The sequence below is a fragment of the Allomesorhizobium aridi genome (genome assembly GCF_043769475.1).
Taxonomy (GTDB): domain Bacteria; phylum Pseudomonadota; class Alphaproteobacteria; order Rhizobiales; family Rhizobiaceae; genus Allomesorhizobium.
Window position 1 is genome coordinate 871402 of sequence record NZ_CP171729.1, and the last position, 25160, is coordinate 896561.

Annotated in this window: 23 protein-coding genes and 1 pseudogene; 9 read left to right on the forward strand and 15 right to left on the reverse strand. The window is 63.1% G+C overall.

Annotated features, from left to right (window positions below):
* Window positions 1-43: 43 nt before the first annotated feature.
* The 3 genes from ACG873_RS06215 to ACG873_RS06225 form a co-directional block, all read right to left on the reverse strand.
* Window positions 44-1546: an AMP nucleosidase gene (locus ACG873_RS06215; protein ID WP_394890927.1), complete on the reverse strand. Its 1503-nt coding sequence runs from the start codon at window positions 1544-1546 to the stop codon at window positions 44-46.
* Between the two features lie 75 nt (window positions 1547-1621).
* Window positions 1622-1816, reverse strand: a complete 195-nt coding sequence (locus tag ACG873_RS06220) for a hypothetical protein (RefSeq protein WP_394890928.1) — start codon at window positions 1814-1816, stop codon at window positions 1622-1624.
* A gap of 649 nt (window positions 1817-2465) precedes the next feature.
* The gene (locus tag ACG873_RS06225; RefSeq protein WP_394890929.1) at window positions 2466-2807 is read right to left on the reverse strand and encodes a DUF2147 domain-containing protein; all 342 of its coding nucleotides are present in this window, start codon (window positions 2805-2807) and stop codon (window positions 2466-2468) included.
* A gap of 435 nt (window positions 2808-3242) precedes the next feature.
* On the opposite strand from ACG873_RS06225, the gene ACG873_RS06230 reads away from it, so the two are divergent.
* Together ACG873_RS06230 and ACG873_RS06235 are read left to right on the forward strand one after the other, a co-directional pair.
* Window positions 3243-3509: a sel1 repeat family protein gene (locus tag ACG873_RS06230; protein ID WP_394890930.1), complete on the forward strand. Its 267-nt coding sequence runs from the start codon at window positions 3243-3245 to the stop codon at window positions 3507-3509.
* Between the two features lie 325 nt (window positions 3510-3834).
* On the forward strand, window positions 3835-4500 hold the full coding sequence (locus tag ACG873_RS06235; protein WP_394890931.1) for a peroxiredoxin: 666 nt from the start codon (window positions 3835-3837) through the stop codon (window positions 4498-4500).
* Between the two features lie 43 nt (window positions 4501-4543).
* Here the strand turns inward: ACG873_RS06235 and ACG873_RS06240 are convergent, their stop codons facing one another.
* Both ACG873_RS06240 and ACG873_RS06245 read right to left on the reverse strand, forming a co-directional pair.
* Entirely contained in the window at window positions 4544-6577 is a 2034-nt protein-coding gene (locus tag ACG873_RS06240; protein ID WP_394890932.1) for an acetyl/propionyl/methylcrotonyl-CoA carboxylase subunit alpha, read from the reverse strand.
* 108 nt (window positions 6578-6685) lie between these two features.
* A complete protein-coding gene (locus ACG873_RS06245; protein WP_394890933.1) occupies window positions 6686-7447 on the reverse strand; it encodes a VOC family protein in 762 nt (253 codons plus the stop codon).
* A 371-nt stretch (window positions 7448-7818) separates the two neighbouring features.
* Between ACG873_RS06245 and urtA the strand changes: the two genes are divergently transcribed.
* From urtA to urtE, 6 genes are all read left to right on the forward strand, one after another.
* Window positions 7819-9102 carry an urea ABC transporter substrate-binding protein gene (urtA, locus tag ACG873_RS06250; protein WP_394893382.1) on the forward strand — a complete coding sequence of 428 codons (1284 nt, stop codon included), beginning with the start codon at window positions 7819-7821 and terminating at the stop codon, window positions 9100-9102.
* Between the two features lie 239 nt (window positions 9103-9341).
* Window positions 9342-10940, forward strand: coding sequence for an urea ABC transporter permease subunit UrtB (gene urtB, locus ACG873_RS06255; RefSeq protein WP_394890934.1), 1599 nt, complete (start codon window positions 9342-9344; stop codon window positions 10938-10940).
* Window positions 10937-12166, forward strand: coding sequence for an urea ABC transporter permease subunit UrtC (gene urtC, locus ACG873_RS06260; RefSeq protein ID WP_394890935.1), 1230 nt, complete (start codon window positions 10937-10939; stop codon window positions 12164-12166). The genes urtB and urtC overlap by 4 nt, the downstream gene beginning before the upstream one ends.
* A 3-nt stretch (window positions 12167-12169) precedes the next feature.
* Window positions 12170-12916 carry an urea ABC transporter ATP-binding protein UrtD gene (urtD, locus tag ACG873_RS06265; protein ID WP_394890936.1) on the forward strand — a complete coding sequence of 249 codons (747 nt, stop codon included), beginning with the start codon at window positions 12170-12172 and terminating at the stop codon, window positions 12914-12916.
* Window positions 12917-12951: 35 nt separating this feature from the next.
* Entirely contained in the window at window positions 12952-13176 is a 225-nt protein-coding gene (locus ACG873_RS06270) for a hypothetical protein (protein ID WP_394890937.1), read from the forward strand.
* A 19-nt stretch (window positions 13177-13195) separates the two neighbouring features.
* Window positions 13196-13891: an urea ABC transporter ATP-binding subunit UrtE gene (gene urtE, locus ACG873_RS06275; RefSeq protein ID WP_394890938.1), complete on the forward strand. Its 696-nt coding sequence runs from the start codon at window positions 13196-13198 to the stop codon at window positions 13889-13891.
* A gap of 641 nt (window positions 13892-14532) precedes the next feature.
* Here the strand turns inward: urtE and ACG873_RS06280 are convergent.
* From ACG873_RS06280 to ACG873_RS06305, 6 genes and pseudogenes are all read right to left on the reverse strand, one after another.
* The gene (locus tag ACG873_RS06280; protein ID WP_394890939.1) at window positions 14533-15306 is read right to left on the reverse strand and encodes a L,D-transpeptidase; all 774 of its coding nucleotides are present in this window, start codon (window positions 15304-15306) and stop codon (window positions 14533-14535) included.
* A gap of 149 nt (window positions 15307-15455) precedes the next feature.
* The gene (locus tag ACG873_RS06285) at window positions 15456-15983 is read right to left on the reverse strand and encodes an O-acetyl-ADP-ribose deacetylase (RefSeq protein WP_394890940.1); all 528 of its coding nucleotides are present in this window, start codon (window positions 15981-15983) and stop codon (window positions 15456-15458) included.
* Window positions 15984-16324: 341 nt separating this feature from the next.
* A complete protein-coding gene (locus ACG873_RS06290; protein WP_394890941.1) occupies window positions 16325-16678 on the reverse strand; it encodes a DUF2200 domain-containing protein in 354 nt (117 codons plus the stop codon).
* 194 nt (window positions 16679-16872) lie between these two features.
* Window positions 16873-17149: pseudogene (locus ACG873_RS06295) on the reverse strand (carboxyl transferase domain-containing protein); the annotation flags it as partial.
* Between the two features lie 39 nt (window positions 17150-17188).
* The gene (locus tag ACG873_RS06300) at window positions 17189-17611 is read right to left on the reverse strand and encodes a hypothetical protein (RefSeq protein WP_394890942.1); all 423 of its coding nucleotides are present in this window, start codon (window positions 17609-17611) and stop codon (window positions 17189-17191) included.
* Window positions 17612-18459: 848 nt separating this feature from the next.
* Window positions 18460-20067 carry a carboxyl transferase domain-containing protein gene (locus tag ACG873_RS06305; protein WP_394890943.1) on the reverse strand — a complete coding sequence of 536 codons (1608 nt, stop codon included), beginning with the start codon at window positions 20065-20067 and terminating at the stop codon, window positions 18460-18462.
* Window positions 20068-20307: 240 nt separating this feature from the next.
* Here ACG873_RS06305 and ACG873_RS06310 point away from each other — a divergent pair, with 240 nt between their 5' ends.
* Window positions 20308-22461, forward strand: coding sequence for a DNA/RNA non-specific endonuclease (locus ACG873_RS06310; RefSeq protein WP_394890944.1), 2154 nt, complete (start codon window positions 20308-20310; stop codon window positions 22459-22461).
* Between the two features lie 36 nt (window positions 22462-22497).
* Here ACG873_RS06310 and ACG873_RS06315 read toward each other — a convergent pair whose 3' ends face one another.
* From ACG873_RS06315 to ACG873_RS06330, 4 genes are all read right to left on the reverse strand, one after another.
* The gene (locus ACG873_RS06315) at window positions 22498-22851 is read right to left on the reverse strand and encodes a type II toxin-antitoxin system VapC family toxin (RefSeq protein WP_394890945.1); all 354 of its coding nucleotides are present in this window, start codon (window positions 22849-22851) and stop codon (window positions 22498-22500) included.
* Window positions 22852-22877: 26 nt separating this feature from the next.
* Window positions 22878-23264, reverse strand: coding sequence for an AbrB/MazE/SpoVT family DNA-binding domain-containing protein (locus tag ACG873_RS06320; protein WP_394890946.1), 387 nt, complete (start codon window positions 23262-23264; stop codon window positions 22878-22880).
* An 88-nt stretch (window positions 23265-23352) separates the two neighbouring features.
* A complete protein-coding gene (locus ACG873_RS06325) occupies window positions 23353-24516 on the reverse strand; it encodes an isovaleryl-CoA dehydrogenase (protein ID WP_394890947.1) in 1164 nt (387 codons plus the stop codon).
* Window positions 24482-25126 (reverse strand): TetR/AcrR family transcriptional regulator, encoded by a 645-nt coding sequence (locus ACG873_RS06330; protein ID WP_394890948.1) that lies wholly within the window; start codon window positions 25124-25126, stop codon window positions 24482-24484. The genes ACG873_RS06325 and ACG873_RS06330 overlap by 35 nt, the downstream gene beginning before the upstream one ends.
* Window positions 25127-25160: the final 34 nt, after the last annotated feature.

Below are 25160 nucleotides of genomic sequence, written 5' to 3' on the forward strand. Positions count from 1 at the left end.
AGAAATGCGGCCCATTCATGGTCGGCGCGGGCCGCCGGCACGTCTATTGGAATGCGGTCTCCGAAAAACTGCGCAGCTTGCGCGAATGCAGCCGGTCCATCGGCATTTCGGCAAGCTTTTCCATGGCGCGGATGCCGATAGTCAGGTGCTGGGCGACCTGGCGCTTGTAGAACTCCGACGCCATGCCGGGTAGCTTCAGTTCGCCGTGCAGCGGCTTGTCGGAAACGCACAGCAGCGTTCCGTACGGGACGCGGAAGCGGAAGCCGTTTGCCGCGATCGTCGCCGATTCCATGTCGAGCGCGATCGCCCGCGACTGAGACAGCCGCTGCACCGGCCCACGCTGCTCGCGCAGTTCCCAGTTGCGGTTGTCGATGGTGGCGACCGTCCCGGTGCGCATGATGCGCTTCAGATCGTAGCCAGACAGCCCGGTGACCTCCGCGACCGCCTCCTGCAGCGCCACCTGTATCTCCGCCAGCGGTGGGACCGGCACCCACACCGGCAGGTCGGCGTCGAGCACGTGGTCCTCGCGCACATAGGCGTGCGCCAGCACGTAGTCGCCGAGCGCCTGCGTGTTGCGGAGGCCGGCGCAATGGCCGAGCATCAGCCAGGCATGCGGCCGCAGCACGGCGACATGATCGGTGATGGTCTTGGCGTTGGACGGGCCGATCCCGATATTGATCATGGTGATGCCGCCATGGTTCGGCTTTTTCAGGTGATAGGTCGGCATCTGCGGCAGGCGCGACGGCGTTGCGCCCTCGGTGGGCTTGGTCTCGCCGGCGAGCGTGATGACGTTGCCCGGCTCGACGAATTCGGAGTAGCTCCCTCCGCCCTTGGCCATCAGCTCGCGCGCGTAGACGCAGAACTCGTCGATATAGAACTGGTAGTTGGTGAACAGCACGAAATTCTGGAAATGCTCCGGACTGGTCGCGGTGTAGTGCGTCAGCCGATGCAGCGAATAGTCGATGCGCTGGGCGGTGAACGGCGCCAGCGGCCGCGGCTCGCCGGGTACTGCCTCGAAAGTGCCGTTGGCGATAAGATCGTCGGTGCCGTCGAGATCTGGCACGTCGAACAGGTCGCGGATAGGCCGCTTGATGCGTTCGGCGATCGACCCGTCGACATGGGTGCCCTCGAGGAAGGCGAAATGCACCGGGATCGGCGTCTCCGATTCCGATACCACCACCGGCACGCCGTGGTTTCGCATGATCAGGCCCAGCTGTTCGACAAGATAGTTCTTGAACAGGTCAGGCCTGGTGATGGTCGTCGTATAGTGGCCGGGCGACGGCATGTGGCCGTAGGCCTGCCGTGAATCAACTTGGGAATAGGACGAAGTCGTGACGCCGACTTCGGGATAGTAAGCGCGGTACTTGCGGTGAGTGTCGCCGCCATTGCCAAGCGCTATGAATGAATCGCGCAGGAAGGAAGTGTTGCGCCGGTAAAGCGCATCGAGCGCCGCCACCGCTTCGCGCGGGTCGGTAAAGCTCTGCCTGGCGAACGGCTCGGGCGAGGCGATGCTCTGGATCGGTTCGGGGTAGATTCTCTTTTCCATGACCCATTATAGAGACTTGGAACGGGGTGCGGGAGGGGTGCGCACCGCGAAAGCTGGTCGCAGCCTTCTATTTCTTCAGCCGCGCTGCAGGCTGATCATCAGCACGAAGCCCATGCCCTTCTTCTTCATCTTCGGCGCATCGATCGTGGTGCCTATTTCGCCGCGCGCCATCGGCACGGCCAATACGGGCGCGGCAAGCAGCAGCGTGATGAGCGCCGCCCGGGGCAACAGCCGGAGGACCGTGAGAGTTTGGGCGGCGAAGAGGGTCATTGTCATCAATTCCAGGCTGCAGTTTCCGTTATTTGCGTTTGGGCGGAGCGCAGCGAAAACCATCTTCGAATACGCAGGGTACGACCATGCCGATGCCCCATGATCGTGCGGGGCGGCTCGAATGGGCCACGAGGAGCGCCAACAACATGCCGAACAGGGTCATGAACAGGCAGACTATGGTGAACCGGCGCGCGAGCATGGAAGCGTTTCCCTCGATCGAACGCAGATTGCCTTGTCGCGGCTGAACCGGCTCTGATGCCCGCGTTCATCTGGCGTTCAATATCGTTGAGAAGCGTCGGCCGGGGCTTGCCAGTGCCCCGCGGTCATCGACCCAAGAGGCCCGGGAGCCTTCTGATCTCGATCTTCGAGCCAGAGGCCATAGTCCCACTATGTGGGGGCGAAAGTTCGGCAGGTGTGTGCGGCGGATGAACGCACCCGCGCTGAAATCGAGCAAGGCCTGTTCTGGCAGGCGGGTCTTGGGGCCGCTAGGTGGCCGGCCAGGCGCATCATTTCCGCCAGTATGCGCCCGAGCAAATCCCCTATGCGACCGCCACACCAACGAGTGCAACCGCTGAGGCGCCGAGCCTCAAAGCGAAAAAAGCCCCGCAAAGCCGATTCGCGGGACTTTTCTATGGGAGTGAGGCCAAGCCTAGAGCTTGGTCCACTTCTGCGTTTTGCAGAAGATCTTGAGCGCGCAACCGGTCATGTTGAGGCTCGATCCCGAAAGGCTGGCCGATCCGGAATAGGTCTTGTCGTCGGCGGGATCGGTTATGGTGCCCTTGTACTTGCTGTCGCCGCTCGCGTTCATCTTGCCGATCTGCTTGCCGGCATGCTTGCCGGTCTTCAGCGTGATGCAAAAGCCGCCGCCGCAGCCGCCGATAGCCGCGGTCTCGCCGCTCTGCGTCTTCCAGTTGCCTTCGATCGGGTCCGCATAGGCGGCGCCCGCTGAAAGCAACGTTGCGGCCAAGACCATGCTCATTTTGCGAAACATCTCGTGTCCTCCTCCCTTGGGTGTTCGACGGGCCGGGGCTTCTCCTCCGCCCGGCGTCCCTTTACGCAAACGTAAGCTAGTCCAGCCGCGACGAAAACAAAAGCGGTGCCGCTGGGGAAGAACAGCAAGGATTTTCCGCGTCGTTTTCCCGTCCGGAAAGCCCGATGCGTCTGCGCGACCGGTTTTCGTGGTGAACGAAGTCTTTCGCTGGAAGGCACGAATTTTCGGCAAATTTCAGCCAAATCCCAAGCAATGCAAGCGTCCATATCCCTAATGAATTCCGAAGTTTACCTCTTGTTTGAATTTTGTTTGCGGCAAATTAAGCACGCCACTTAACGACGGATTCAAGGCTGCGCGGCATTCTCGAAAGCATCGGAAGAGCAGGCCGCGACGGCAAAAAGGCAGCTCTCAGGAACAGACAGGGGACTTGTCGAAATGGCACGTTTTGAAATGTTTGAAGCAGGCTTCGGCGCGATGGGCGCAACCGCCCAGGCCGACATTCTTTTCGAACTCGGCATGATGTATGCGACCGGCCGCGATTGCGAGGCCGACCTCGTCACCGCGCACAAATGGTTCAACATCGCGGCGATCAAAGGCTCGGACCGGGCCGCGGAACTGCGCTCGGAGCTTTCGGCGACCATGTCGAAGCAGGAGATTGCCCGGGCGCTTCGCGAGGCCCGCGAATGGATGACGATGCACTGAGCGCACCGGATCGACTGAATACCCGGGCCCAAGCCGCACAGACGGATCGGCCTCAACTTTAAAGAACGCGGCAGCCTGGAGGCGGGCCAGTCGCGCAGTCAAGACAGGGTGAGCGGCGAATTCACGAGCGTGGGGACGCTTTCGGGGATCGTGTTCGACAAGGAAACAGCCGCGACCGGCGGGAACAAAGCCGGCGTGGCTGTTTCCTTTTTCGCAGGCTTGCCGCAATATGGCGGCTTCACGCCGTGCCGTCATTCAGGCTTTCTCGGCCGTCCGAAATGGTGGCGGCGACGCGCGGCATTTTTCTGGCACGGGAGGAAAACCAATGGGCCTTCGCATCAACGACACTGCCCCTGATTTCAGCGCCGACACGACCGAGGGGCCGATAAATTTTCACGAATGGATCGGCGACGGCTATGCCGTGCTTTTCTCGCATCCCAAGGATTTCACGCCCGTCTGCACGACCGAACTCGGCTACATGGCGGGGCTGAAGGACGAGTTCGCGCGCAGGAACACCAAGATGATCGGCATTTCGGTCGATCCGGTGGAAAACCACAACAGGTGGAAGGCAGACATCGAGAAACTGTCGGGCAACAAGGTCAACTATCCGATGATCGGCGACCCGACGCTCTCAGTCGCCAAGCTTTACGACATGCTGCCGGCTGGCGCCGGCGACACCTCGGAAGGCAGGACGCCCGCCGACAACGCGACGGTACGCTCGGTGTTCCTGATCGGTCCCGACAAGAAGATCAAGCTGATGCTGACCTATCCGATGACGACGGGGCGCAACTTCGACGAAATCCTACGCGCGCTGGATTCGATCCAGTTGACCGCCAAGCATCAGGTTGCGACGCCGGCGCAGTGGAAGCAGGGCGAGGACGTGATCATCACAGCCGCCGTTTCCGACGAGGACGCGACAAAGCGCTTCGGCAGTTTCGACCGCGTGCTGCCCTATCTGCGCAAAACGAAGCAACCGGCGCTCGATTCCTGAGACGGCCGTATCAGGCCGCCGGCGCATGCGTCGGCGGCTAAGTCTATGAGGCCTCCTCGAACCGCACCAGCACGGTTCCGTCGGTGACCTGCGCGCCCTCCGCCGCGATCTCGGCGATGACGCCGTCATGCGGCGCGGCCACTGTGTGCTCCATCTTCATGGCTTCGAGGATGAGCAGCGGCTGACCTTTGCGAACGATCTCGCCGCTGACGGCCTTCACCACCTTCACCAGCCCCGGCATCGGTGCGCGCATCGAAGCTATGCCGGCTTCGGCGTCGGCGGCTTTGGCAAACGGGTCGGGTATCGCGAACGTGTAGGACGCAACGCGCTCGAAGACGGTGACGTGGCCTGGCCAAAGGGCGACGCGCACCTTGCGATCCGGCTCCTCATCCCTCTGCCGGGATCTTCTCCCCGTGAAGGGGACTGGTCGCAACGCTGACGCCCCTCTCTCCCCGTCAGTCACGGGGAGAGGGTAAGGGTGAGAGGCGGCGCCATCCAGAGCAACGTCGAATAGTCCGTCAGGGCGCGGTGAGATCAGCGCGACCGTTTCGGTTTCCCCGTGACGCAGAACCGTCCGCCGCGCGCCGGCGTGGAAATGCGCATAACCGGCGAGCGCGTCCCAAGGGTCGCCCGCTGCAGCACTTCCCATGCCCGACGCGGCGAGCGCCGCCTGCGCGATCGTCTCCGCACTTGCCGGCGCGACCGTGGTCAGCGCCTCCTGTTTGCGTGCGATCAGCCCGGTGTCGACATCGCCGGCGGCGAAATCCGGATCGCGGGCAAGGGCCGCCAGGAAGCTCGTATTGGTGATCGACCCGGCGATCTCGGTGCGCTCCAGCACATCGGCGAGCACCGTCAGCGCCGTCTCGCGGTCGGGTCCGTGCACGACCAACTTGGCGATCATCGGATCGTAGAAGGGCGAGACGGCGTCGCCGGCCCGCACCCCGGTCTCGACCCGAAGCTTTGCGCTGTTCGCCACATCCGCGAATTGCAGATGGTGCAGCGTGCCAATGGCGGGCAAAAAGCCCCGCGCCGGATCCTCTGCGTAGATGCGCGCCTCGAAAGCGTGGCCGTCGAGCTTGATCTCGTCCTGCTTCATAGGCACCTTCTCGCCCGCCGCCACCCTGAGTTGCCATTCGACCAAGTCGACGCCGGTCACCATCTCGGTCACCGGGTGCTCGACCTGCAGGCGCGTGTTCATTTCCATGAACCAGAAGCGGTCGGGCCGGAGCCCCTCGGAGGCGTCGACGATGAACTCGATCGTGCCGGCGCCTGAATATTTTATCGTCTTCGCCGCCTTTACAGCGGCGTCGGTCATTGCCTTGCGAACGGCCTCCGGCATGCCGGGGGCAGGGGCCTCCTCGATCACTTTCTGGTGGCGGCGCTGCGCCGAGCAGTCGCGCTCGAAGAGATGCACCGCATTGCCGAAATTGTCGCCGAACACCTGCACCTCGATGTGGCGCGGCTTGTCGACGTATTTTTCCACCAGCACATGGTCGTCGCCGAACGAGGCCTTGGCCTCCCGCTTGGCCCCCGACAGCGCCTCGGCGAAATCGTCGGGGCTTTCGACCCGCCGCATGCCCTTGCCGCCGCCGCCGGCCCGCGCCTTGATCAGCACGGGATAGCCGATCTCGCGCGCCTTGGTGGCGAGCAGCACCAGCGCCTGGCCGTCGCCGTGGTAGCCCGGCACAACCGGCACGCCGGCCTTTTCCATCAGGAGCTTTGCCGCGTCCTTCAATCCCATGGCGCGGATCGAGGCGGCCGAAGGTCCGATGAAGATAAGGCCTGCTGTCGTCACCTTGTCGACGAAATCGGGATTTTCGGACAGAAAGCCATAGCCAGGATGGATCGCCTTGGCGCCGGTATCCAACGCCGCCGCGATGATCCTGTCGCCGACGAGGTAGCTTTCGCCGACCGGCGAGGGGCCGATATGCACGGCCTCGTCGGCCATGGCGACATGCAGTGATTTGGCATCGGCGTCCGAATAGACGGCGACGGTCTTCACGCCCATCTTGCGCGCGGTGCGGATGACGCGGACTGCGATCTCGCCGCGATTGGCGATCAGGATTTTGCTGAACATCGAGCCTCCGTTGGGGACAGTTTACTTTTTGCCCCTTGCGCGAACGCGGAGCCGTCGATGCCCTCCCGGGGCAAAAAAGTAAACTGTCCCCGACGCCTGCCCAATATTTTAGCCCTTGCGGCCTACCAGCGCGAACATTGCGCCCTGCGGGTCGCTTGCCTGAATGATCCAGCCGCCGCCGGGCACCTCCATCGGGCCCATCAGCACTTTGCCGCCATTGCCGGTGACGCGCTGGGTCGCGGCGTCGATATCGCCGACGTTGAAATAAAAGAGCCAGTACGGGGCAGGCACATCGGCCGGCTTGTTAAACATGCCGCCGATCGCCTCGCCGCCGACGGAGAACATCTGGTAGGTCCCCATCTCACCCATATCCATCGCGTCGGTCTTGGTCCAGCCAAACTGGCCGGCATAGAAATCGAACGCGCTCTTCCACTCTGCCGCATAGAGTTCGTGCCAGCCGACATGGCCGGGCGTCATCGGCGGCGCGGGCGGCTGGCCCTCGCCCTGCGGCTTGAACAGCACGAACATCGCGCCTTGCGGGTCGGCTACGACCGAGAAGCGTCCGACCTCCGGAATGTCGGCCGGCTGGCGATGGACCGTGCCGCCGGCCTGTCTCACGCTTTCGGTTCCGGCGTCGACATCTCCGGTCTCTATGTAGCCGGTCCATGCCGGCCGTGCGCCCATTGCAGCGGCCTGCTCGGGAATGGTCATCAGCCCTCCGACTGCAGTATCGCCGGCCTTCACGATCACGTAGCGCATCTCGGGGCTGTCCCAGGCTTCGGAGTTCCAGCCCACGACGGTCTTGTAGAAGGATTCGGCGGCGTCGAGGTCGGTGGTCATCAGCTCGTACCAGACGAAATTCGATGGCATTGTTTCGCTCCCTGGTTAGATTTGTGTCCCGCGCCTGATCGCATTCTAGGCAGCTGAGGCAGGTGGCGCAAATGGATGCTCCGTCCCCTGGCCTCAATCGACGCATTCGCCACGAGAAGGAGTGAGCAATTTTTATGCACATTTCCAGAAAGCCCGGTTCTTGGGCACATCCGTTTGCATCTGCCTAATTCAGCCGCACCGTACTGACCAGCGCGTTGTCAGTTCAGCCCGAGTCGTCGGTTAACCAATTGTAAAAACCCGAAAATCCAGCCTGCCGAAACCCTCCTTCCGAACTGGCACGGTCGTTGCGTTGGCTATTGCCGTGCAACTCTGTTCGGAGGTTTTTTCTAATGAGGGGTGATTTATCGGCGATGGCGAAGCTGTTTTCCGCGGGCGCGCTCGCGGCGGGCATGCTGATGGCGGCGCCAGCAAGGGCGCAGGACGACACTATCAAGGTCGGCGTACTCCATTCGCTGTCGGGGACGATGGCGATTTCGGAGACGACGCTGAAGGATACGATGCTGTTCCTCATCGAGGAGCAGAACAAGAAGGGCGGCGTGCTCGGCAAAAAGCTCGAAGCCGTGGTCGTGGACCCGGCTTCCGACTGGCCGCTGTTTGCGGAGAAGGCCCGCGAGCTGATCGAGAAGGACAAGGTCGCCGCGGTTTTCGGCTGCTGGACCTCGGTGTCGCGCAAGTCCGTGCTGCCGGTGTTCGAGGAACTGAACTCGCTGCTCTTCTATCCCGTCCAGTATGAGGGCGAGGAAAGCCAGCGCAACGTGTTCTACACAGGCGCGGCGCCCAACCAGCAGGCAATTCCCGCGGTCGACTACCTGATGAATGACGAAGGCGTCGAGCGCTGGGTGCTGGCCGGCACGGACTACGTCTATCCGCAGACCACCAACAAGATCCTCCAGGCCTATCTCGAAGCGAAGGGCGTGGCCAAGGAAGACATCATGGTCAACTACACGCCGTTCGGTCATTCCGACTGGCAGACCATCGTGACCGACATCAAGAACTTCGGCTCGGCGGGCAAGAAAACCGCCGTGGTCTCGACCATTAACGGCGACGCCAACGTGCCGTTCTACAAGGAGCTCGGTAACCAGGGCATCAAGGCCGAGGATATCCCGGTCGTTGCCTTCTCGGTAGGCGAAGAGGAACTTGCCGGCCTCGATACTGCGCCGCTGGTCGGACACCTGACCGCGTGGAACTACTTCCAGTCGGTCGACACGCCAGAAAACGCCGACTTCATCGCCAAGTGGCAGGAATATACCAAGAATCCGAAGCGCGTCACCAACGACCCAATGGAAGCCCATGTCATCGGCTTCAACATGTGGGTCAAAGCAGTCGAAAAGGCCGGCAGCACCGATCCCGATGCCGTCATCGATTCGATCGTCGGCGTTTCAGTGCCGAACCTTTCCGGCGGCTTCTCCACCATGATGCCGAACCATCACATCACCAAGCCGGTGCTGATCGGCGAAATCCAGGCCGATGGCCAGATGGAAACCGTCTGGGAGACGTCGGGCCTGGTGGTCGGCGACGAATGGTCGGACTACCTGCCGGATTCGAAGGACCTGATCGCCGACTGGCGCGCGCCGCTCTCGTGCGGAAACTTCAATGTCGCCTCCGGAAAATGCGGCGGCAAGGGCATCAACTGACTTGAAGTTGACCGCGAGCGCTTCCGGGCGGGCTCCCTCCTCCTCCCTCCCGCCCGGAAGCTTGAATTCGACAAGAAATCGAGAGCGTCAGTTTAGATGAGCCTTTCCGCTCCATGTTGCCTCGCTCTGCCCCTGAGCCTGTCGAAGGGCCGGACATCTCCCCTCTTGTTGGGGGGAGATGTCGCCTGCGACGGGTTCGGGGGCAGAGGGATGCGCAAAAGGGCGCTGTGTATGCGGCGATGCTGTTGCTCTTCTCGCTGATTGCCATGTTTGCCTTACCCGCCCACGCCGACGAAGCCGGCTTGCGCGAAATCATCGCAAAATTCGCGGCGGCCAGGAATTTCAAGGCCACCGAGGCGGTCGTGCAGGAACTGGCGGCGACCGGCGATCCGGCGGTCGAGCGCCCGCTGGCAGCACTCGCCGAGGGCGATCTCTATTTCCGCAAGGCGGATTCGTCCGTCTTCATCGGCAAGGAAAAGGGCCAGGACGTGCGGCTCTCGGACCCGCTGACCGGCGAGGCCGTTGGCGAGGCCAAAAAGCTCGAAATGACAAAGATCAAGGTGAACAACGCGCTGCGTCGAACCATCCGCGATGCGCTCGGCGGGTTGACCCTCGGCTCGCCCGATGCCAACGCCCGCATCGCCGCCGCCGACACCATGTTCAAGACGCCGGCCGCCGCGAATGTCGAAGCGCTCGACGCCGCCATCGCCAGGGAAACCGTCGGCTCGGTGAGGACGAAACTGGATCAGGCGCGCGCCTCCTCGGTGCTCGTCTCCGACCTGCCCGAAGCCGAAAAGCTCGCCGCCATCGATATGATCGCAGGCATGGGTAGCCGCGACGCGCTGTCGCTGCTCACCGCCTTCGAGGCGGGCGCGGAGGGTCCGCTCAGAGATGCCGCCGCTTCGGCGATTGCCGGCGTCGAGGGCCGCCTGGCGGTCTGGGCCTCCGCCCAGAACGTCTGGTACGGCGTGTCGCTCGGCTCAGTCCTGCTGCTCGCCGCCATCGGCCTCGCGATCACCTTCGGCGTCATGGGCGTCATCAACATGGCGCATGGCGAAATGGTGATGCTCGGCGCCTACACCACCTTCGTGGTGCAAAATGTCATCCGCGCTTCCTTTCCCGGCCTGTTCGACTGGTCGCTGGCCATTGCCCTGCCGCTCGCCTTCCTGGTGGCCGGCGCCGTCGGCCTCGCCATCGAGCGAGGCGTCATCCGCTTCCTCTACGGCCGCCCGCTGGAAACGCTGCTCGCCACCTGGGGCGTGTCGCTGATCCTGCAGCAGGCGGTGCGGACGATCTTCGGGCCGACCAACCGCGAGGTCGGCAATCCGTCATGGATGTCGGGCGGCTTCGAAATCGGCCAGCTTGCCGTGACCTGGAACCGGCTTTGGATCCTGGCCTTCGCGCTCGCGGTCTTCTTCGCGCTGCTCTACATCATGAAACGCACGCCCTGGGGCCTGCAGATGCGCGCGGTTACGCAGAACCGGCGCATGGCGTCTTCGATGGGCATCAGGACGCCCTGGATCGACGCACTGACCTTCGCGCTCGGCTCCGGCATCGCCGGCATCGCCGGCGTTGCGCTCAGCCAGATCGACAATGTCTCCCCCAATCTCGGCCAGGGCTACATCATCGACAGTTTCATGGTGGTCGTGTTCGGCGGCGTCGGCAATCTGTGGGGCACACTGGTCGGCGCCTTCTCGCTCGGCATCCTGAACAAGTTCCTTGAGCCCTATGCCGGCGCGGTGCTGGGCAAGATCCTCGTCCTCGTGCTGATCATCCTGTTCATCCAGAAGCGTCCGCGCGGCCTGTTCGCGCTGAAGGGCAGGGCGGTGGAAGCATGATCACGGGCCGCTTCTTCGCCGCCGGTGCCGACCGCCGCATCCTGATCACCATTCTCCTTTTGCTCGCGGCGGCGATCGTCGTTCCCGTTCTCAACCTCGCGGTTCCGCCGACCAGCGCGCTGCATGTGCCGAGCTACATCGTCGCGCTCACCGGCAAATATCTCTGCTATGCCCTGCTGGCGCTCGCGCTCGATCTCGTCTGGGGCTATTGCGGCATTCTCTCGCTCGGCCACGGTGCCTTCTTCGCGCTCGGCGGCTATGCGATGGGCATGTATTTGATGCGCCAGATCGGCGATCGCGGCGTCTACGGCAATCCCGTCCTGCCCGACTTCATGGTGTTCCTGAACTGGGAGGAGCTGCCCTGGTTCTGGTACGGCTTCGATCAGTTCTGGTTCGCGGCATTGATGGTGATGCTGGTTCCAGGGCTGCTCGCCTTCACCTTCGGCTGGTTCGCGTTCCGCTCCAGGGTCACCGGCGTCTACCTGTCGATCATCACCCAGGCGATGACCTATGCGCTGCTGCTCGCCTTTTTCCGCAACGACATGGGTTTCGGCGGCAATAACGGCCTGACCGACTTCAAGGACATTCTCGGCTTCAACGTCCAGGCCAGCGGCACCCGCTCGGCGCTGTTTGCCGCAAGCGCTTCGGCGCTGGCGCTCGCCGTCTTCGTCACCTGGCGCACGGTCGGCTCGAAATACGGCAAGCTGCTGATCGCGGTGCGCGACGCCGAGAGCCGCACGCGCTTCCTCGGCTGGCGGACGGAGAACGTAAAACTGTTCGCCTTCACCGTTTCGGCGGTCATGGCCGGCATCGCCGGGGCGCTCTACGTGCCGCAGGTTGGCATCATCAACCCCGGCGAGTTCGACCCCGCCAATTCGATCGAGATCGTCATCTGGACTGCCGTCGGTGGTCGCGGAACCATCGTCGGCCCGATCGTCGGCGCCATCCTGGTCAACACCGGAAAGAGCTGGTTCACCGGAGTGCTGCCGGAATTCTGGCTGTTCGCGCTCGGCGGCCTCTTCGTGGCTGTGACGCTGTTCCTGCCGAGCGGCATCATCGGCATGTGGGACCAGTGGCGGGCCGGCGCCAGGGCGCGCCGCGCAGCCCGCTTGGAGATGCCGCCGCCTGATGCCGGCCGCCCGGCCGTTCGTGCCGTGCCGGCCAAGCCGGGCGAATGGCTTGGCTCGCGCCCCGACGCAGCGCCCGAACCGCAGCCGGCGGAGTGAGCGATGAGCAAAAGCAACACCATCCTCTATCTCAACGGCGTCTCGGTCTCGTTCGACGGCTTTCGCGCCGTCAACAACCTGTCGCTGGTGCTCGACAAGGGCGAGATGCGCGCCATCATCGGCCCCAACGGCGCCGGCAAGACGACGATGATGGACATCGTCACCGGCAAGACCCGGCCCGACGCCGGCGAGGTTTTCTTCGACGGCGACACCGATCTCACCCGCCACGACGAAGCCGAGATCGCCATGATGGGCATCGGCCGCAAGTTCCAGAAGCCGACCGTCTTCGAAAGCCATACCGTCGAGGACAATCTGCTGCTTTCGCTGAAAGGCCCGCGCTCGATTTTCCCGGCGCTATTCCACCGCCGCTCTGCGCCGGAGAAGCGGCGCATCGACGAGATCCTCGGCATCATTCGCCTCGGCGACAAGCGCGGCGACCTCGCCGCCAATCTGAGCCATGGGCAGAAGCAGTGGCTCGAGATCGGCATGCTGCTCGCGCAGGATCCCAAGCTTCTGCTGGTCGACGAACCGGTCGCCGGCATGACCGACGCCGAGACCGAGGAGACCGCGCGCCTCCTGAAGGACATCGCCCGCGAGCACTCCGTCATCGTGGTCGAGCACGACATGCATTTCGTGCGCGAGCTCGGCGTAAAAGTCACATGCCTGCACGAAGGTTCGGTTCTTTCCGAAGGAACACTTGATTTTGTGTCATCGGATGAGCGAGTAGTGGAGGTATACCTTGGGCGGTAGGGACAACCATGATTTCTCGCGAGCTTTTTTCGCGCTTGCGCGCCGGCCTCAGGGTTGGCCAATTTCAGGACGGGAAGGTCGAGTGGCGCGGCGATATCGGCGCGCCGCCGTTCAAATTGAAAGCCATGTGGGCGACGCCGGCGGCTTTCGGCGCGCAGGAGCGCTGGCGGGTTTCGTTCAGCTGTCACCACAAGACAATCATCGTCGAAACGAGAAAGCCGCGCGCGCGGCTGACGCTGGTGCGGTCGCAGGCCTCCTGACCTTTTCCGGAGGCTTCTGATGCTCGAAGTCTCCAACGCCACCCTCCATTACGGCGCCGCCCAGGCGCTGCGCGGCGTCTCGCTCAAGGCGGACGCCGGCAAGATCACTTGCGTGCTCGGCCGCAACGGTGTCGGCAAAACCAGTCTGATGAGATCGATCGTCGGCCATCATCGGCTGACGTCGGGAAGCGTAGCCTTCGAGGGGAAGGCGCTCGACCGGAGCGCGGCGTACGATCGCGCCCGGTCGGGCATCGCATTCGTGCCGCAGGGGCGGGAAATCTTTCCGCTGCTGACGGTCAGGGAAAACCTCGAATCCGGCTATGCGCCGCTGAAGCGCGCCGATCGCGCGATCCCGGACCACGTTTTCGAGCTTTTTCCGGTTCTGAAGCAGATGCTGTCGCGCCGGGGCGGCGATCTCTCCGGCGGCCAGCAGCAGCAACTGGCGATCGGCCGCGCGCTCGTCATGCGGCCGAAGCTGCTCGTCCTCGACGAGCCGACAGAAGGCATCCAGCCCTCGATCATCAAGGATATCGGCCGCGCCATCCGCTACCTGCGCGACCAGGCAGGCATCGCCGTGCTTCTGGTCGAGCAGTATCTCGACTTCTGCCGCGAACTCGCCGACGAGGTCAACATCATGGATCGCGGCCTGATCGTGCATACCGGCCTGGCGCAGGACCTCGACCGGCCGGAGGTGCGGAAGTTTTTGACGGTGTGAGGCGGCGGGTTCTCCCTTCTCCCCTTGTGGGAGAAGGTGGCCGACTGTGAGCTTGTCGAAGGGGAGGTCGGATGAGGGGTGTTGGACGGAGTGCCACGTTGAGGATTGTCCTCGCTTCGACATTGTAAGAGCCTTATTCTCCGTCTCGTTTCTTCCAACACCCCTCATCCGCCTTCACTTCGTTCAGGCACCTTCTCCCACAAGGGGAGAAGGGAGAGGCATGCACTTCTCCCTCGCCACGCTGCGTTTCCGCCCTGGCTATTGTGGGAAAATGGGAAGACGGGCGGGCAGGAAAGCGCCGCACGAATTCGTAAAAGGAACAGGCACTCCCATGCCCGCCCGTCCGGTGTCTGTCGCCCCAGTCGACCGGTCACGCGCCCCGCTCCATGTTCTTTCCATGGACAATGACGCGCGGATGATCCGCCTTCCGTTCACGAAGCATTGGCGCTTCGCTCGGAATGCCGGCCCGTCGGACGCCCTCGGAGACGTGGATACCGAACCCACGCCGGGAGGTCACCGCCGTCCTGCCTGATACCCGGTGCGCACCAGGTCCCGTCAGAACGGTGAGGAGATTATGAGGGAGCGGCGGAGGGTGTGGATAAAATTTTTTTCGCGGCTTTGCGCCGGCGCGCGCAATCCGGTCAGAACTGCGCTTGCGCGACCTCGACCGGCGGCAATCCGCCCGTGACCACGATCGGCGTACCTTCGGGTACGCGGTCATAGAGATCGATGACGTCCTGGTGCATGAGCCGTACGCAGCCCGAGGAGACGGACTTGCCGATCGACGCCCATTCCGGCGAGCCGTGCAGGCGAAACAGCGTGTCCTTGCCGTCCTGATAGATGTAGAGCGCGCGGGCGCCGAGCGGATTGTTGACGCCCGCCGGCATGCCGCCCTCCCAATTGTTCGTGCCGGGGATCTGCCGCGCGCGGTATTTTTCCAGCTCGGGCTGGCGGTCGATCATTTCGTTCGGCGGGAACCAGCGCGGCCATTTCTGTTTCCACTCGACCACGCCGCGGCCGGCCCACTCGAAACCCTCGCGGCCGAGGCCGACGCCATAACGGATCGCCTGCTCGAAATTGCCGACGACGTAGAGAAAATGGTTGCCCGTATCGACGACGACCGTTCCCGGCATCTCGCCGGTCGGGTTCGGCACGATCTGCCGATAGTATCGCGGGTCGATCTGCTCGATCGGTACGGCCGGAATCTCATGGCCCTCGTCGACCATGGCGGCATACATCAGGCGGGGGTCGCCAAAGCCGGGATCGAGACTGAGCTGCGGACCCTGGAAAGGCGCGAGCGGCTGGGTGTAGGCTGTCGTGGCGCGCTCACGCGTGCTGGTGCAGGCGGAAAGCGCGGCGGAGGCGGCGCTTGTAGCGGCCAGGGTGAGAAGCCTGCGGCGGCTGAGATTCAACATTCGGACTTTCTACCAGTGTTTCGAAATCCAGCAACGCACGGAATGCGTGCTGCGTTCCGAAGGGCTGCTCACATATGCTGCCGAATACGGCGTTGTGTAGGCCATCGGCGGGCGGAGCGACGCCGATGAGCATGAGAAAGGGATTTTCGTCAGGCCGGATCGAGGCTCGAGATCACTTCTCGGTGCAACGCGGCTGCGGGCTCGTTGAAACAGCAGAAGATGATTTTTTGGGGAAAATCGCTTCCGCGCAAAAAGCCGGCGACAGCGTGCACCGCCACCGATGCAGCCTCGTCCTTCGGATAGCCATAAACGCCCGTCGAGATCGCCGGGAAAGCAACCGTCCTGCAGCCATGCGCAGCGGCAAGCTCGAGCGAGCGGCGATAGCACGAGGCGAGCAGGTGGGCTTCACCTTTATTGCCGCCTCGCCAGACGGGGCCGACCGTGTGGATGACGTGCCGGGCGGGCAGATCGTAGCCGCCGGTGATCTTTGCATCGCCTGTCTCGCATCCGCCCAGCGTCCGGCATTCGGCCAGCAGCTTCGGCCCGGCAGCCCGATGGATCGCGCCATCGACGCCGCCTCCGCCGAGCAGCGAGGAATTGGCGGCGTTGACGATGGCGTCGACATTCAACTTGGTGATGTCGCTTGTGATGACCTGCATGCGCTGAGATACGGACATGTTGTTCACATCCTGGACGCCGAACTTCGTCTCGCACGTCTTTGCCTGCTGGTGATGCCGCAGTCCCGCCCAACGTAGCCGCGCCGATGTGGTTCCGGTTACTTCGAAACCATGATCGAGACTTGTGGACGCCGCAATCGCTGCTCTAAAGCGCGCGCTGTTCGGCCTCCTTCTGTGGAAGCGCATTGCAATCCGCGCCGCAGACCGAATATCACAAACGTGATACACTCAAGGAGTGTGCTAACCACTCACTGCTTGAAGCAATTCTCTCGCCAGCACTTCGCGCGATTTCGCTGGGTCGATGATGCCGTCGTCCACAGGCGGGCGCCGGCTACGCCATCTCACCCCGCCCTCAATATCTTCTCCATCTTCTTCCCCTTCGCCAGTTCGTCGATCAGCTTGTCGAGGTAGCGGATTTCGCGCATCAGCGGGTCCTCGATGTCCTCGACGCGGATGCCGCAGATCACACCCTTGATCAGCGCGCGGGAGGAGTTGAGGGCAGGGGCATTCGTGTAGAAGGTTTCGAGGTCGGTTCGGTCCTCCAGGATGGTGGCGAGCTCGCCGGGGCCGTAGCCCGTCAGCCAGAAGATGATCTCGTCGACCTCGGCCTTGGTGCGGCCCTTCTTCTCCGCTTTCGCGACGTAGTGGGGGTAAACGCTTGCGAAGCTGATCGAATAGATGCGATGTTTGGGCATGGGTGGTCCTCCGTAGTTGGCGGCATGCAGCGCCTGAGTCCATTGGGGTGTGAAACCTCGACAGGGGCCGTGAAGCCCAGCGAGATTGCCCCTCTCTTGCGATTTCTAGCGCTTAGCGTCGCTGACGACCTTCGGCCTGCGCCGTAAGATGCTGAAATCGCTTTCTCCCCCACAAGGGGGGAGATAGAGCGCCTCTATATCCTCCAAACTCCCACCTTCGTCTCCTTCACCTCCGCGTTGAGCGCCGCGGAGAGGCTGAGCGCCAGCACTTCGCGCGAGCGCGCCGGGTCGATGATGCCGTCGTCCCAGAGGCGGGCGGAGGAATAGCGGGGGTTGGCCCTCGCGCTCGTATTTTTCGAGGATCGGCTGGCGGAATTCGGCCTCCTCCTCGGCCGACCATTTCTTGCCGCGGCGCTCGATGCCCTCGCGCTTGACCATGGCGAGCACGGTCGCCGCCTGCCCGCCGCCCATGCGATATGTCCAGGCGGCCGGCTTCCCGGTCATGCCATGCTACTGCCAGCGCGATTCATCCCGATGCTCGAGTTCGATGCCGTAGGCCCGCAGCGGTTCGATCAAGTCGTTACGGTTCGCACTGCGGATGTTGAAATGCTTGTAAAGCCAGTCCCTCGAGATCACGCGGATGTCCAGTCTCTCGTCTATCGAGGGAATCGAGCTAAGGTCGGCATCGAGCATGCTGCCGAACACCGGGATCGCCTTGTCAGGCGCCCAGTCCATGACCGCTCCCGCCGCCCTCACTCGAACGTAGAGCGTTGCGTGCCCCAAAAGCTTCTCGATTTCAGCTCTGCCCTCCGCCGTTTTGGAGAGCGCTTCGGCCGCCGCAGCAGCTTTCAAGACGTATTTGTTTGCCTCCGGCACATCCAGCCTGCGTACGGCTTGCATGCGCAGTTCCTCACAATCGAGAAAAGCCTGCAATAGGTCGTGGACGGAGTTTTCAGAAGTCCGAGGGGTCATAGCCATAGTCCTCCAGTATCTCTCGAACAAGATCCAGTCCGTCGTCCTATTGTTCGGCGAATTTACGCTTCTCGATCCCAAAGCGTCGAATGTTGAAGTTGTACGCCTTGTCACGCATGCTCATTCTGGCACTTACGCGCCGGTGAACTTCGATAGGCAAGCTAACGATGTTGTCGGTGCTATGTATTTTTTCTGGCGGGAAACCTTCTCGACCGGCGAGCCGCTTTTCGACGATGTGATGCCATTCGCGGCCAGGGCCGGCAGGGCCGAGATATCTTCGCAGCTCGTCTTCATTGCGGAAGCGTATGTTGGGCTCGCCGCGTCGTTACCAGGAGTTGTGGCTGATACGTCGGGTCTCGTCGTCATAGCTGTCTTCCGAGGGCTGAAGCAGAATCGTTCCAACGTCGCGGGAGCCTCCGTAGTACTGGCCCAAGGCGGCGTGCCTCTGTGCGCAGGCGCTGGAGTGCCGCGAGGCCGACGCGTTGGAGTACTGGCAGCAACGATCCGGCTGCGCCCACAAGATAGGCCAACCACTGCCCGCCATCAGGATCGCCGACGGGGACACGCGGCTGAAGATGCCAGTTCGGGTTCTGCTTCAAGGCAAGTTGCAGCCGGAGACCTGCGGCGAAGACGCGGCTAGCGGCGATTTGGGCCTTTAATCTGTAGATGGAAGTTTCCAGTTCCGAATCCTGCATCCCTGCTTTCCTTCGCCAAAGTACGAAGGATAACCGCATGCAGCCGGGCGTGGATAAAACAGCGAAGATATTTGTAGGGAAGGTTTGCTCAGAGGGAATCTACCGGCCGGCTCCTCACATCCTGAAAACCCCGAACTTCGTCTCCTTCACCTCCGCGTTCAGCGCGGCCGACAGGCTCAGCGCCAGCACTTCGCGCGACTTTGCCGGGTCGATGATGCCGTCGTCCCAGAGGCGGGCGGAGGAATAGAGCGGGTGGCCTTCGCGCTCGTATTTTTCCAGGATCGGCTGGCGGAATTCGGCTTCCTCCTGCGCCGACCATTTCTTGCCGCGGCGCTCGATGCCTTCGCGCTTGACCATGGCGAGCACGGTCGCGGCCTGCTCGCCGCCCATCACCGAAATGCGCGCATTGGGCCACATCCACAGGAAGCGGGGAGAATAGGCGCGGCCGCACATGCCGTAATTGCCGGCGCCGAACGAGCCGCCGATGATCATCGTCACCTTCGGCACCTGGGCGGTGGCGACCGCCGTGACCAGCTTGGCGCCGTCGCGGGCTATGCCGCCGGCCTCGTATTTCTTGCCGACCATGAAGCCGGTGATGTTCTGCAGGAAGACCAGCGGGATTTTGCGCTGGCAGCACAGCTCGATGAAATGCGCGCCCTTGAGCGCGGATTCGGAAAACAGCACGCCATTGTTGGCGATGATGCCAACCGGCATGCCGTGCAGATGCGCGAAGCCGGTGACCAGCGTCGTGCCGTAATTCTGCTTGAACTCGTCGAGTTCCGAGCTGTCGACGATGCGGGCAATGATCTCGCGCACGTCGTAGGGCTGGCGCGTATCCTGCGGGACGATGCCGTAGATCTCGTCGGCCGAATGCAGCGGCGGGAGGGGTTCGCGAAGGTCGAGGCCGATCTGCTTCTTGCGATTGAGGTTGCGGACGATGCGGCGGACGATGGCGAGCGCGTGGTCGTCGTCCATGGCGTAGTGGTCGGCGACGCCGGAGAGCCGCGTGTGGACGTCGGCCCCGCCGAGTTCCTCCGCGGTCACATCCTCGCCGGTGGCAGCCTTCACCAGCGGCGGGCCGCCGAGGAAGATCGTCGCCTGGTTCTTCACCATGATGGATTCGTCGGCCATGGCCGGCACATAGGCGCCGCCCGCCGTGCATGAGCCCATCACGCAGGCGATCTGCGGAATGCCCATGGCCGACATGTTGGCCTGGTTGTAGAAGATGCGGCCGAAATGGTCGCGGTCCGGAAAGACCTCGTCCTGGTTAGGCAAATTGGCGCCGCCTGAATCGACCAGATAGACGCAGGGCAGATTGTTCTCTCTGGCGATCTCCTGGGCGCGGAGATGCTTTTTCACGGTCAGCGGATAATAGGTGCCGCCCTTCACCGTGGCGTCGTTGACGACGACCATGATTTCTTTGGCTTCGATGCGGCCGATGCCGGCGATCATGCCGGCCGACGCGATGTTGTCGTCATACATGCCGAAGGCGGCGAACTGGCCGATTTCGAGGAAGGGCGAGCCGGGATCGAGCAGTTGCGTCAGCCGGTCGCGCGGCAGGAGCTTTCCGCGCGACGCGTGGCGCTCTCGGGCCTCGTCCGACCCGCCACGCTGCACGGTCGCGGCTTTTTCAGAAATGTCGGCGACGAGCGACTGCATCTTTTCCGCGTTGGCGCGGAAGAGATCGGAGGAGGTGGAGATCTGGGACTGGATGACGGTCATGGAGGCCTGCTGCGCCGTTCGCTGGACCCGGATGTTTACACAGGTCGGGCAAGCCGGCGCAACAGTGGGCCGGAACGGCTTCCGCCAGCCGTGCGGCGCCGCAGTGTCGCAATGGTTCCGCCGTGTCATATGGCGGATGTGCGGCTGACGTAGGGTGAGGAGAGTTGCAAAGGAAGACACGCAGGAGTAGTATTGCGGCAGGGCTTGGGAACGATTTTCAACCTGGAGGGGAGAAAAATTGTGGGCGGGACGTTTCATTTTTCCTACGAAATCATCAACGCGGCGGCTGATCGCTGGGAGGCGACGAAGCCCGAACGCGACAAGAGGGCGCGAGCAAAGGCGGAGGGGCGCCACGACGAGATCGACAGCAAGGATCGCATCGTCAAGCACGCCAACCGGCTGCGCCAGCAGTTGCGTGCGCCGCTGGAGAACATAGCGGCGATGGAGAAGGCGGCGGTGCCCGCGCCGGTGCGCGAACTGGCCGCGCGCAAGCCGGTCACCAGGGCCGACATAGATTCCCTGTTCGTCGAGCGGGTGATAGGCCCGACCAAGGATTTCCTCTCGGCGGAGTTCTTCGAACTCGGCTCGTTCGCCATGCGTTCGGTGGCCCGCATCAGGACCGAGTTTGGCGGGAGCCTCGGCTATGGCACCGGCTTCATGGTGTCACCGTCGCTGCTGCTCACCAACGAGCATGTGCTGGAGAACGCCGACTGGGCCGCCGCCAGCGTCGCCGAGTTCGACTATCAGCGCGACCGTCTCGGCAGGCAAAAGCTGGTCCAGTCGTTCCATCTCAATCCCGAACGCTTTTTCCTCAACGACAAGACGCTAGATTTTGCGCTGGTTGCGGTGAAGCCCGCGCCGGGAGTGGCGACCGCAAAACTCGCCGATTTCGGCTTCTGCCCGCTGGTCGGCGTGGAGGGAAAAATCCTCGTTACCGATCCGGTCAACATCGTCCAGCATCCGCAGGGCCGGATGAAGGAAGTGGTGATCCGCGAGAACGAGCTCAGCGCGCTACCGCTCGGCGATCTCGACGGCTTCGCGCATTATCTCGGCGACACCGAGCCCGGCTCGTCGGGCTCCCCGGTCTTCAACGACCGCTGGGAGGTGGTCGCGCTGCATCATTCCTCGGTACCTGCGCGTGATGCTGCGGGAAAGTACCTGACCAGGGACGGCAAGGTCTGGAAGGACACCATGCCCGTCGAGGACATCGCCTGGATCGGCAATGAGGGCATCCGCATCTCGCGCATCATCAACCACCTGAAACAACGCGATGGCCTGTCGGCCGGCGCGGCCGCACTCTTGAAGGAACTGCTGGAAAAATCCGACACGACGGAGATCGGGCCGCTCCAGGAAGCTCGCGTGGCGCTGAACGGCGGCTCCGAAAAAACCTGCGCGCTCGATCTCCCTGGAACGGCGACGATCACCGTGCCGGTGACGATCACGGTGGCGGTCGGCGGCGCACGCGCGGTGCGCGCCGAGCTTGGCCACGCGGCGCTGCTGGCGGAGCGGGTGCGGCCCGCGCCCGACTATGACGGCCGGCCGGGCTTCGATGTCGGCTTTCTTGGCGTTGCGGTTCCGATGCCCGACCTGGTCGACCGAGGGCACGGCGAACCGGCTGCGCTCGCCGACGGTTCCGTCGAGCTGAAATACCACCATTTCAGCGTTCTCATGAATGCGGACCGGCGCCTGGCCTATGTCTCGGCGGTGAATTACGACGCCGCCGCGCCCTTCGTCGAGGAACGCGGCGCCGACGACTGGTTCCTCGATCCCCGCATCGACGTGGGCCTGCAGGCCGACAACCGCTTCTACAAGAACAACCCGCTCGACCGCGGTCATCTGGCCCGGCGCTACGACGCCGGATGGGGCATGACCGCGGAAGAGGCCAAGCTCGCCAACGACGACACCTTCCACTGGACCAATTGCGCGCCGCAGCACCAGGTCTTCAACCAGAGCAAGCTGTCGCAGCCGGGCGATCTGCGGCTTTGGGGCGAGTTGGAGAACCACATAACCGACCAGGCGAAACAGGACATGCAGCGCCTGTCGATCTTCAACGGCCCGGTGTTCGGCAAGGACGACAGGACGCATCGCGGCCTGCTCATTCCGAGCGCGTTCTGGAAAGTGGTGGCTTACCGCTCGAGAGGCGACGAGTTGCGCGCCGTCGGCTTCGTGCTGCACCAGGCGGATCTCATCAGCAATCTCGCGGCCGAGCGCTTCGACGTCGGGCGGTTCGATCTGCGCCAGGTCCGGATAAGCCGGATCGAGGAACTGACGGGGCTCGATTTCAAGGGCTTGCGCAATGTCGATCCAATGGCCGCCACCGGCGTGCGCGAGGTTTTCGAGGGCGCGGTTGCGGCCGAGCGCAAGCTGAAGTCTGCGACGGATATCAGGTTCTGAGGGGCTGCTGGTTCGGGGTGATCGAGCTCATCCGCGTTAGCGGATGAGCTCGATCGGACAACCGAAATCGAGGTCGGCCCAGGAGCGATCGGCGGTAACAGCGACGGCGTTCTCGTGGATGGCCAGCGCGATGCAGGCTCGGTCGCCGAGGGAGAGGCCCTTGTGCCGTGTGGCCAGACGCAGCCGCCCGGCAAGAACAGCGCTCTCAGGGCTAAATCCGGAGATGTCCAGCCCCAATGCCTCAAAGTCGCTCACCGCCTCATCCGGAGTGCGACCCTTGTCGATCAGACGCGCGACGATTTCCGCAACGTTCACGCCGCAGCACTGCCCGTCCTTGAAATAGCGCAACGAGTTGTCTGCGCCTTTTTCGTTGAACAGCACCGCGAGCACGACCGAACTGTCGAGTATGTATGCCGTCATGGCTTTTTCAATGCCATGCCTTCAGCATGCAGCCGGTTGAGCCTCTCATCGCTTCGCCGTTGCTCTTCCCGCCGATCCGCCAGAAACCCGTCGACCACGCTCTCTCCCGGCTTCTTGTAGGAAGCCAGGCGCTCTTGGACCTTTCGGATCGAGACCAATTGAGAGATTGCCGTCAGTTCGCCATCCTGGACCTTGAGGACCAACGTATCTCCCGGCTTGACTCCCATTGCTTTCCGCATTTCGGCCGGGATGACCAGCCGCCCGCCTTCACCCACTATCGCCCTCACAGGGCCGACGGAAACGGTCCCGGCTACAGCTTGTGCGTGGTTGAACTCAGCGGCTTCTTCGGTAAACCCGCGAGCTTTCTTGGGAGGAGGCATCATTCACTCCGTCATTTCGGACCGGATGCTACCAGACAAGCCAGAATATGGCAAATGTGCAAAATTTGCCAACATGTACAAACGCTGCCAATTAATCCCCCTCCGCCATGATCTCCCGCCCGATCAGCCACCGCCTTATCTCGCTGGTGCCCGCGCCGATCTCGTAGAGCTTGGCGTCGCGTAACAGGCGGCCGGTGGGGTAGTCGTTGATGTAGCCGTTGCCACCGAGCAACTGGATCGCGTCGAGCGCCAGTTGCGTCGCGCGCTCGGCCGCGAAGAGCACGCAGCCGGCCGCGTCCTTGCGGGTCGTCTCGCCGCGGTCGCAGGCGGCCGCGACCGCGTAGACATAGGCGCGGGAAGCGTTCATCGCCGTATACATGTCGGCGAGCTTCGCCTGGACCAACTGGAACTCGCCGATCGGCTGGCCGAACTGCTTGCGCTCGTGACAATAGGGGACGCCGACATCCAGGCAAGCCGCCATCAGGCCGAGCGGCCCGCCGGCCAGCACCACGCGTTCGTAGTCGAGGCCCGACATCAGCACCTCGACACCGCGGCCTTCCTCGTGCAGCACGTTCTCGAACGGCACCTCGACATTCTCGAACACCAGTTCGCCGGTGTTCGAGCCGCGCATGCCAAGCTTGTCGAGCTTTTGCGCAACGGAGAAGCCGGGCGTTTCCTTCTCGACGATGAAGGCGGTGATGCCGCGTGAATTCCGCTCCGGGTCGGTCTTGGCGTAGACGACCATCGTATCGGCGTCGGGCCCGTTGGTGATCCACATCTTGGTGCCGTTCAGCACGAAGCGGTCGTTTTTCTTCTCGGCTCTCAGACGCATCGACACGACATCGGATCCGGAGCCGCTCTCCGACATGGCGAGTGCACCGACCTTCTCGCCGCTGCACAGGGCAGGGAGATATTTCGCCTTCTGCTCAGGTGTCGCCCAGCGGTTGATCTGGTTGACGCAGAGATTGGAGTGAGCGCCGTAGGAGAGGCCGACCGAGGCCGAGGCGCGCGAAATCTCCTCCACCGCCACGACATGGGCGAGATAACCCATACCCGAGCCGCCGAAATCGGGATGGGCGGTGATGCCGAGCACACCCAGCGCGCCGAGTTCGGCCCACAGATGCGCGGGGAAGACGTTTTCGCGGTCGATCTCCGCCGCGATCGGCGCGATCCTGTCCTGGGCGAAGCGGCGCACCAGGTCGCGCAAGCTGTCGATGTCCTCACCCAGCCCGAAATTCAGCGTGCGGTCGTACATTTCGCATCTCCCTCGAGGCGTCCGCGCCCACGAGGCGCTTTGTCATGGAAAGGTAGGTTTCTGCGACCTCTTCGACAGAGAGCCGCTCGTCCGGGCGGAACCAGACGATCACGCCTGTAATCATCTGGATGACGGCCATCGCGGTCATGCCAACATCGTCGATGGTGAACGCCCCTAACTCGGCGCCATCACGAAGAATCCGGCGCAGTTCCTTCTCGTATGATCCGCGCAGGCGCAGGATTTGGGAAAGCCGGTCCTTGGACAGGCTGCGCAACTCCATGTTCGAGACATGGGTGGAATGGCGGCGGGCGACATGGAAGCGGATGTGGTTTTCGACGAAGGCCGAGAGCCGCGCGGCGGGATCTGGCACTGCCGGCCGCGCCGCCTCCCAAGCTTGCTGCAGGCCCTCCATATGCTCGCGCATCAGCGTGAACAGCAGGTCTTCCTTGGTCGGGAAATAGCGATAGAGCGCCGCCGCCTGCACGCCGACCTCGGCGGCGAGCTGCCGCATCGACATCGCTTCGTAGCCATGGCGGGCAAGGAGACTGAGCGCCGCTTCGCGCGTCGCTGCCTCCGTCCTGCCGCCGTCCGATCCTGTCGTGCGCGCCATTGTCGCTCCTCTTGTGGCGATAATAAAACGAACG

Bases quoted from the DNA above. Each gene is read 5' to 3' on its own strand.
- ACG873_RS06240 (WP_394890932.1), bottom strand. From the start codon at position 6,577: ATGTTCAGCAAAATCCTGATCGCCAATCGCGGCGAGATCGCAGTCCGC.
- ACG873_RS06290 (WP_394890941.1), bottom strand. From the start codon at position 16,678: ATGCCCAAACATCGCATCTATTCGATCAGCTTCGCAAGCGTTTACCCC.
- ACG873_RS06325 (WP_394890947.1), bottom strand. From the start codon at position 24,516: ATGTACGACCGCACGCTGAATTTCGGGCTGGGTGAGGACATCGACAGC.
- urtA (WP_394893382.1), top strand. From the start codon at position 7,819: ATGGCGAAGCTGTTTTCCGCGGGCGCGCTCGCGGCGGGCATGCTGATG.
- urtD (WP_394890936.1), top strand. From the start codon at position 12,170: ATGAGCAAAAGCAACACCATCCTCTATCTCAACGGCGTCTCGGTCTCG.
- ACG873_RS06215 (WP_394890927.1), bottom strand. From the start codon at position 1,546: ATGGAAAAGAGAATCTACCCCGAACCGATCCAGAGCATCGCCTCGCCC.
- urtB (WP_394890934.1), top strand. From the start codon at position 9,342: ATGCTGTTGCTCTTCTCGCTGATTGCCATGTTTGCCTTACCCGCCCAC.
- ACG873_RS06280 (WP_394890939.1), bottom strand. From the start codon at position 15,306: ATGTTGAATCTCAGCCGCCGCAGGCTTCTCACCCTGGCCGCTACAAGC.
- ACG873_RS06225 (WP_394890929.1), bottom strand. From the start codon at position 2,807: ATGTTTCGCAAAATGAGCATGGTCTTGGCCGCAACGTTGCTTTCAGCG.
- ACG873_RS06230 (WP_394890930.1), top strand. From the start codon at position 3,243: ATGGCACGTTTTGAAATGTTTGAAGCAGGCTTCGGCGCGATGGGCGCA.
- urtC (WP_394890935.1), top strand. From the start codon at position 10,937: ATGATCACGGGCCGCTTCTTCGCCGCCGGTGCCGACCGCCGCATCCTG.
- ACG873_RS06245 (WP_394890933.1), bottom strand. From the start codon at position 7,447: ATGCCATCGAATTTCGTCTGGTACGAGCTGATGACCACCGACCTCGAC.
- ACG873_RS06235 (WP_394890931.1), top strand. From the start codon at position 3,835: ATGGGCCTTCGCATCAACGACACTGCCCCTGATTTCAGCGCCGACACG.
- urtE (WP_394890938.1), top strand. From the start codon at position 13,196: ATGCTCGAAGTCTCCAACGCCACCCTCCATTACGGCGCCGCCCAGGCG.
- ACG873_RS06220 (WP_394890928.1), bottom strand. From the start codon at position 1,816: ATGACCCTCTTCGCCGCCCAAACTCTCACGGTCCTCCGGCTGTTGCCC.
- ACG873_RS06320 (WP_394890946.1), bottom strand. From the start codon at position 23,264: ATGATGCCTCCTCCCAAGAAAGCTCGCGGGTTTACCGAAGAAGCCGCT.
- ACG873_RS06285 (WP_394890940.1), bottom strand. From the start codon at position 15,983: ATGTCCGTATCTCAGCGCATGCAGGTCATCACAAGCGACATCACCAAG.
- ACG873_RS06305 (WP_394890943.1), bottom strand. From the start codon at position 20,067: ATGACCGTCATCCAGTCCCAGATCTCCACCTCCTCCGATCTCTTCCGC.
- ACG873_RS06330 (WP_394890948.1), bottom strand. From the start codon at position 25,126: ATGGCGCGCACGACAGGATCGGACGGCGGCAGGACGGAGGCAGCGACG.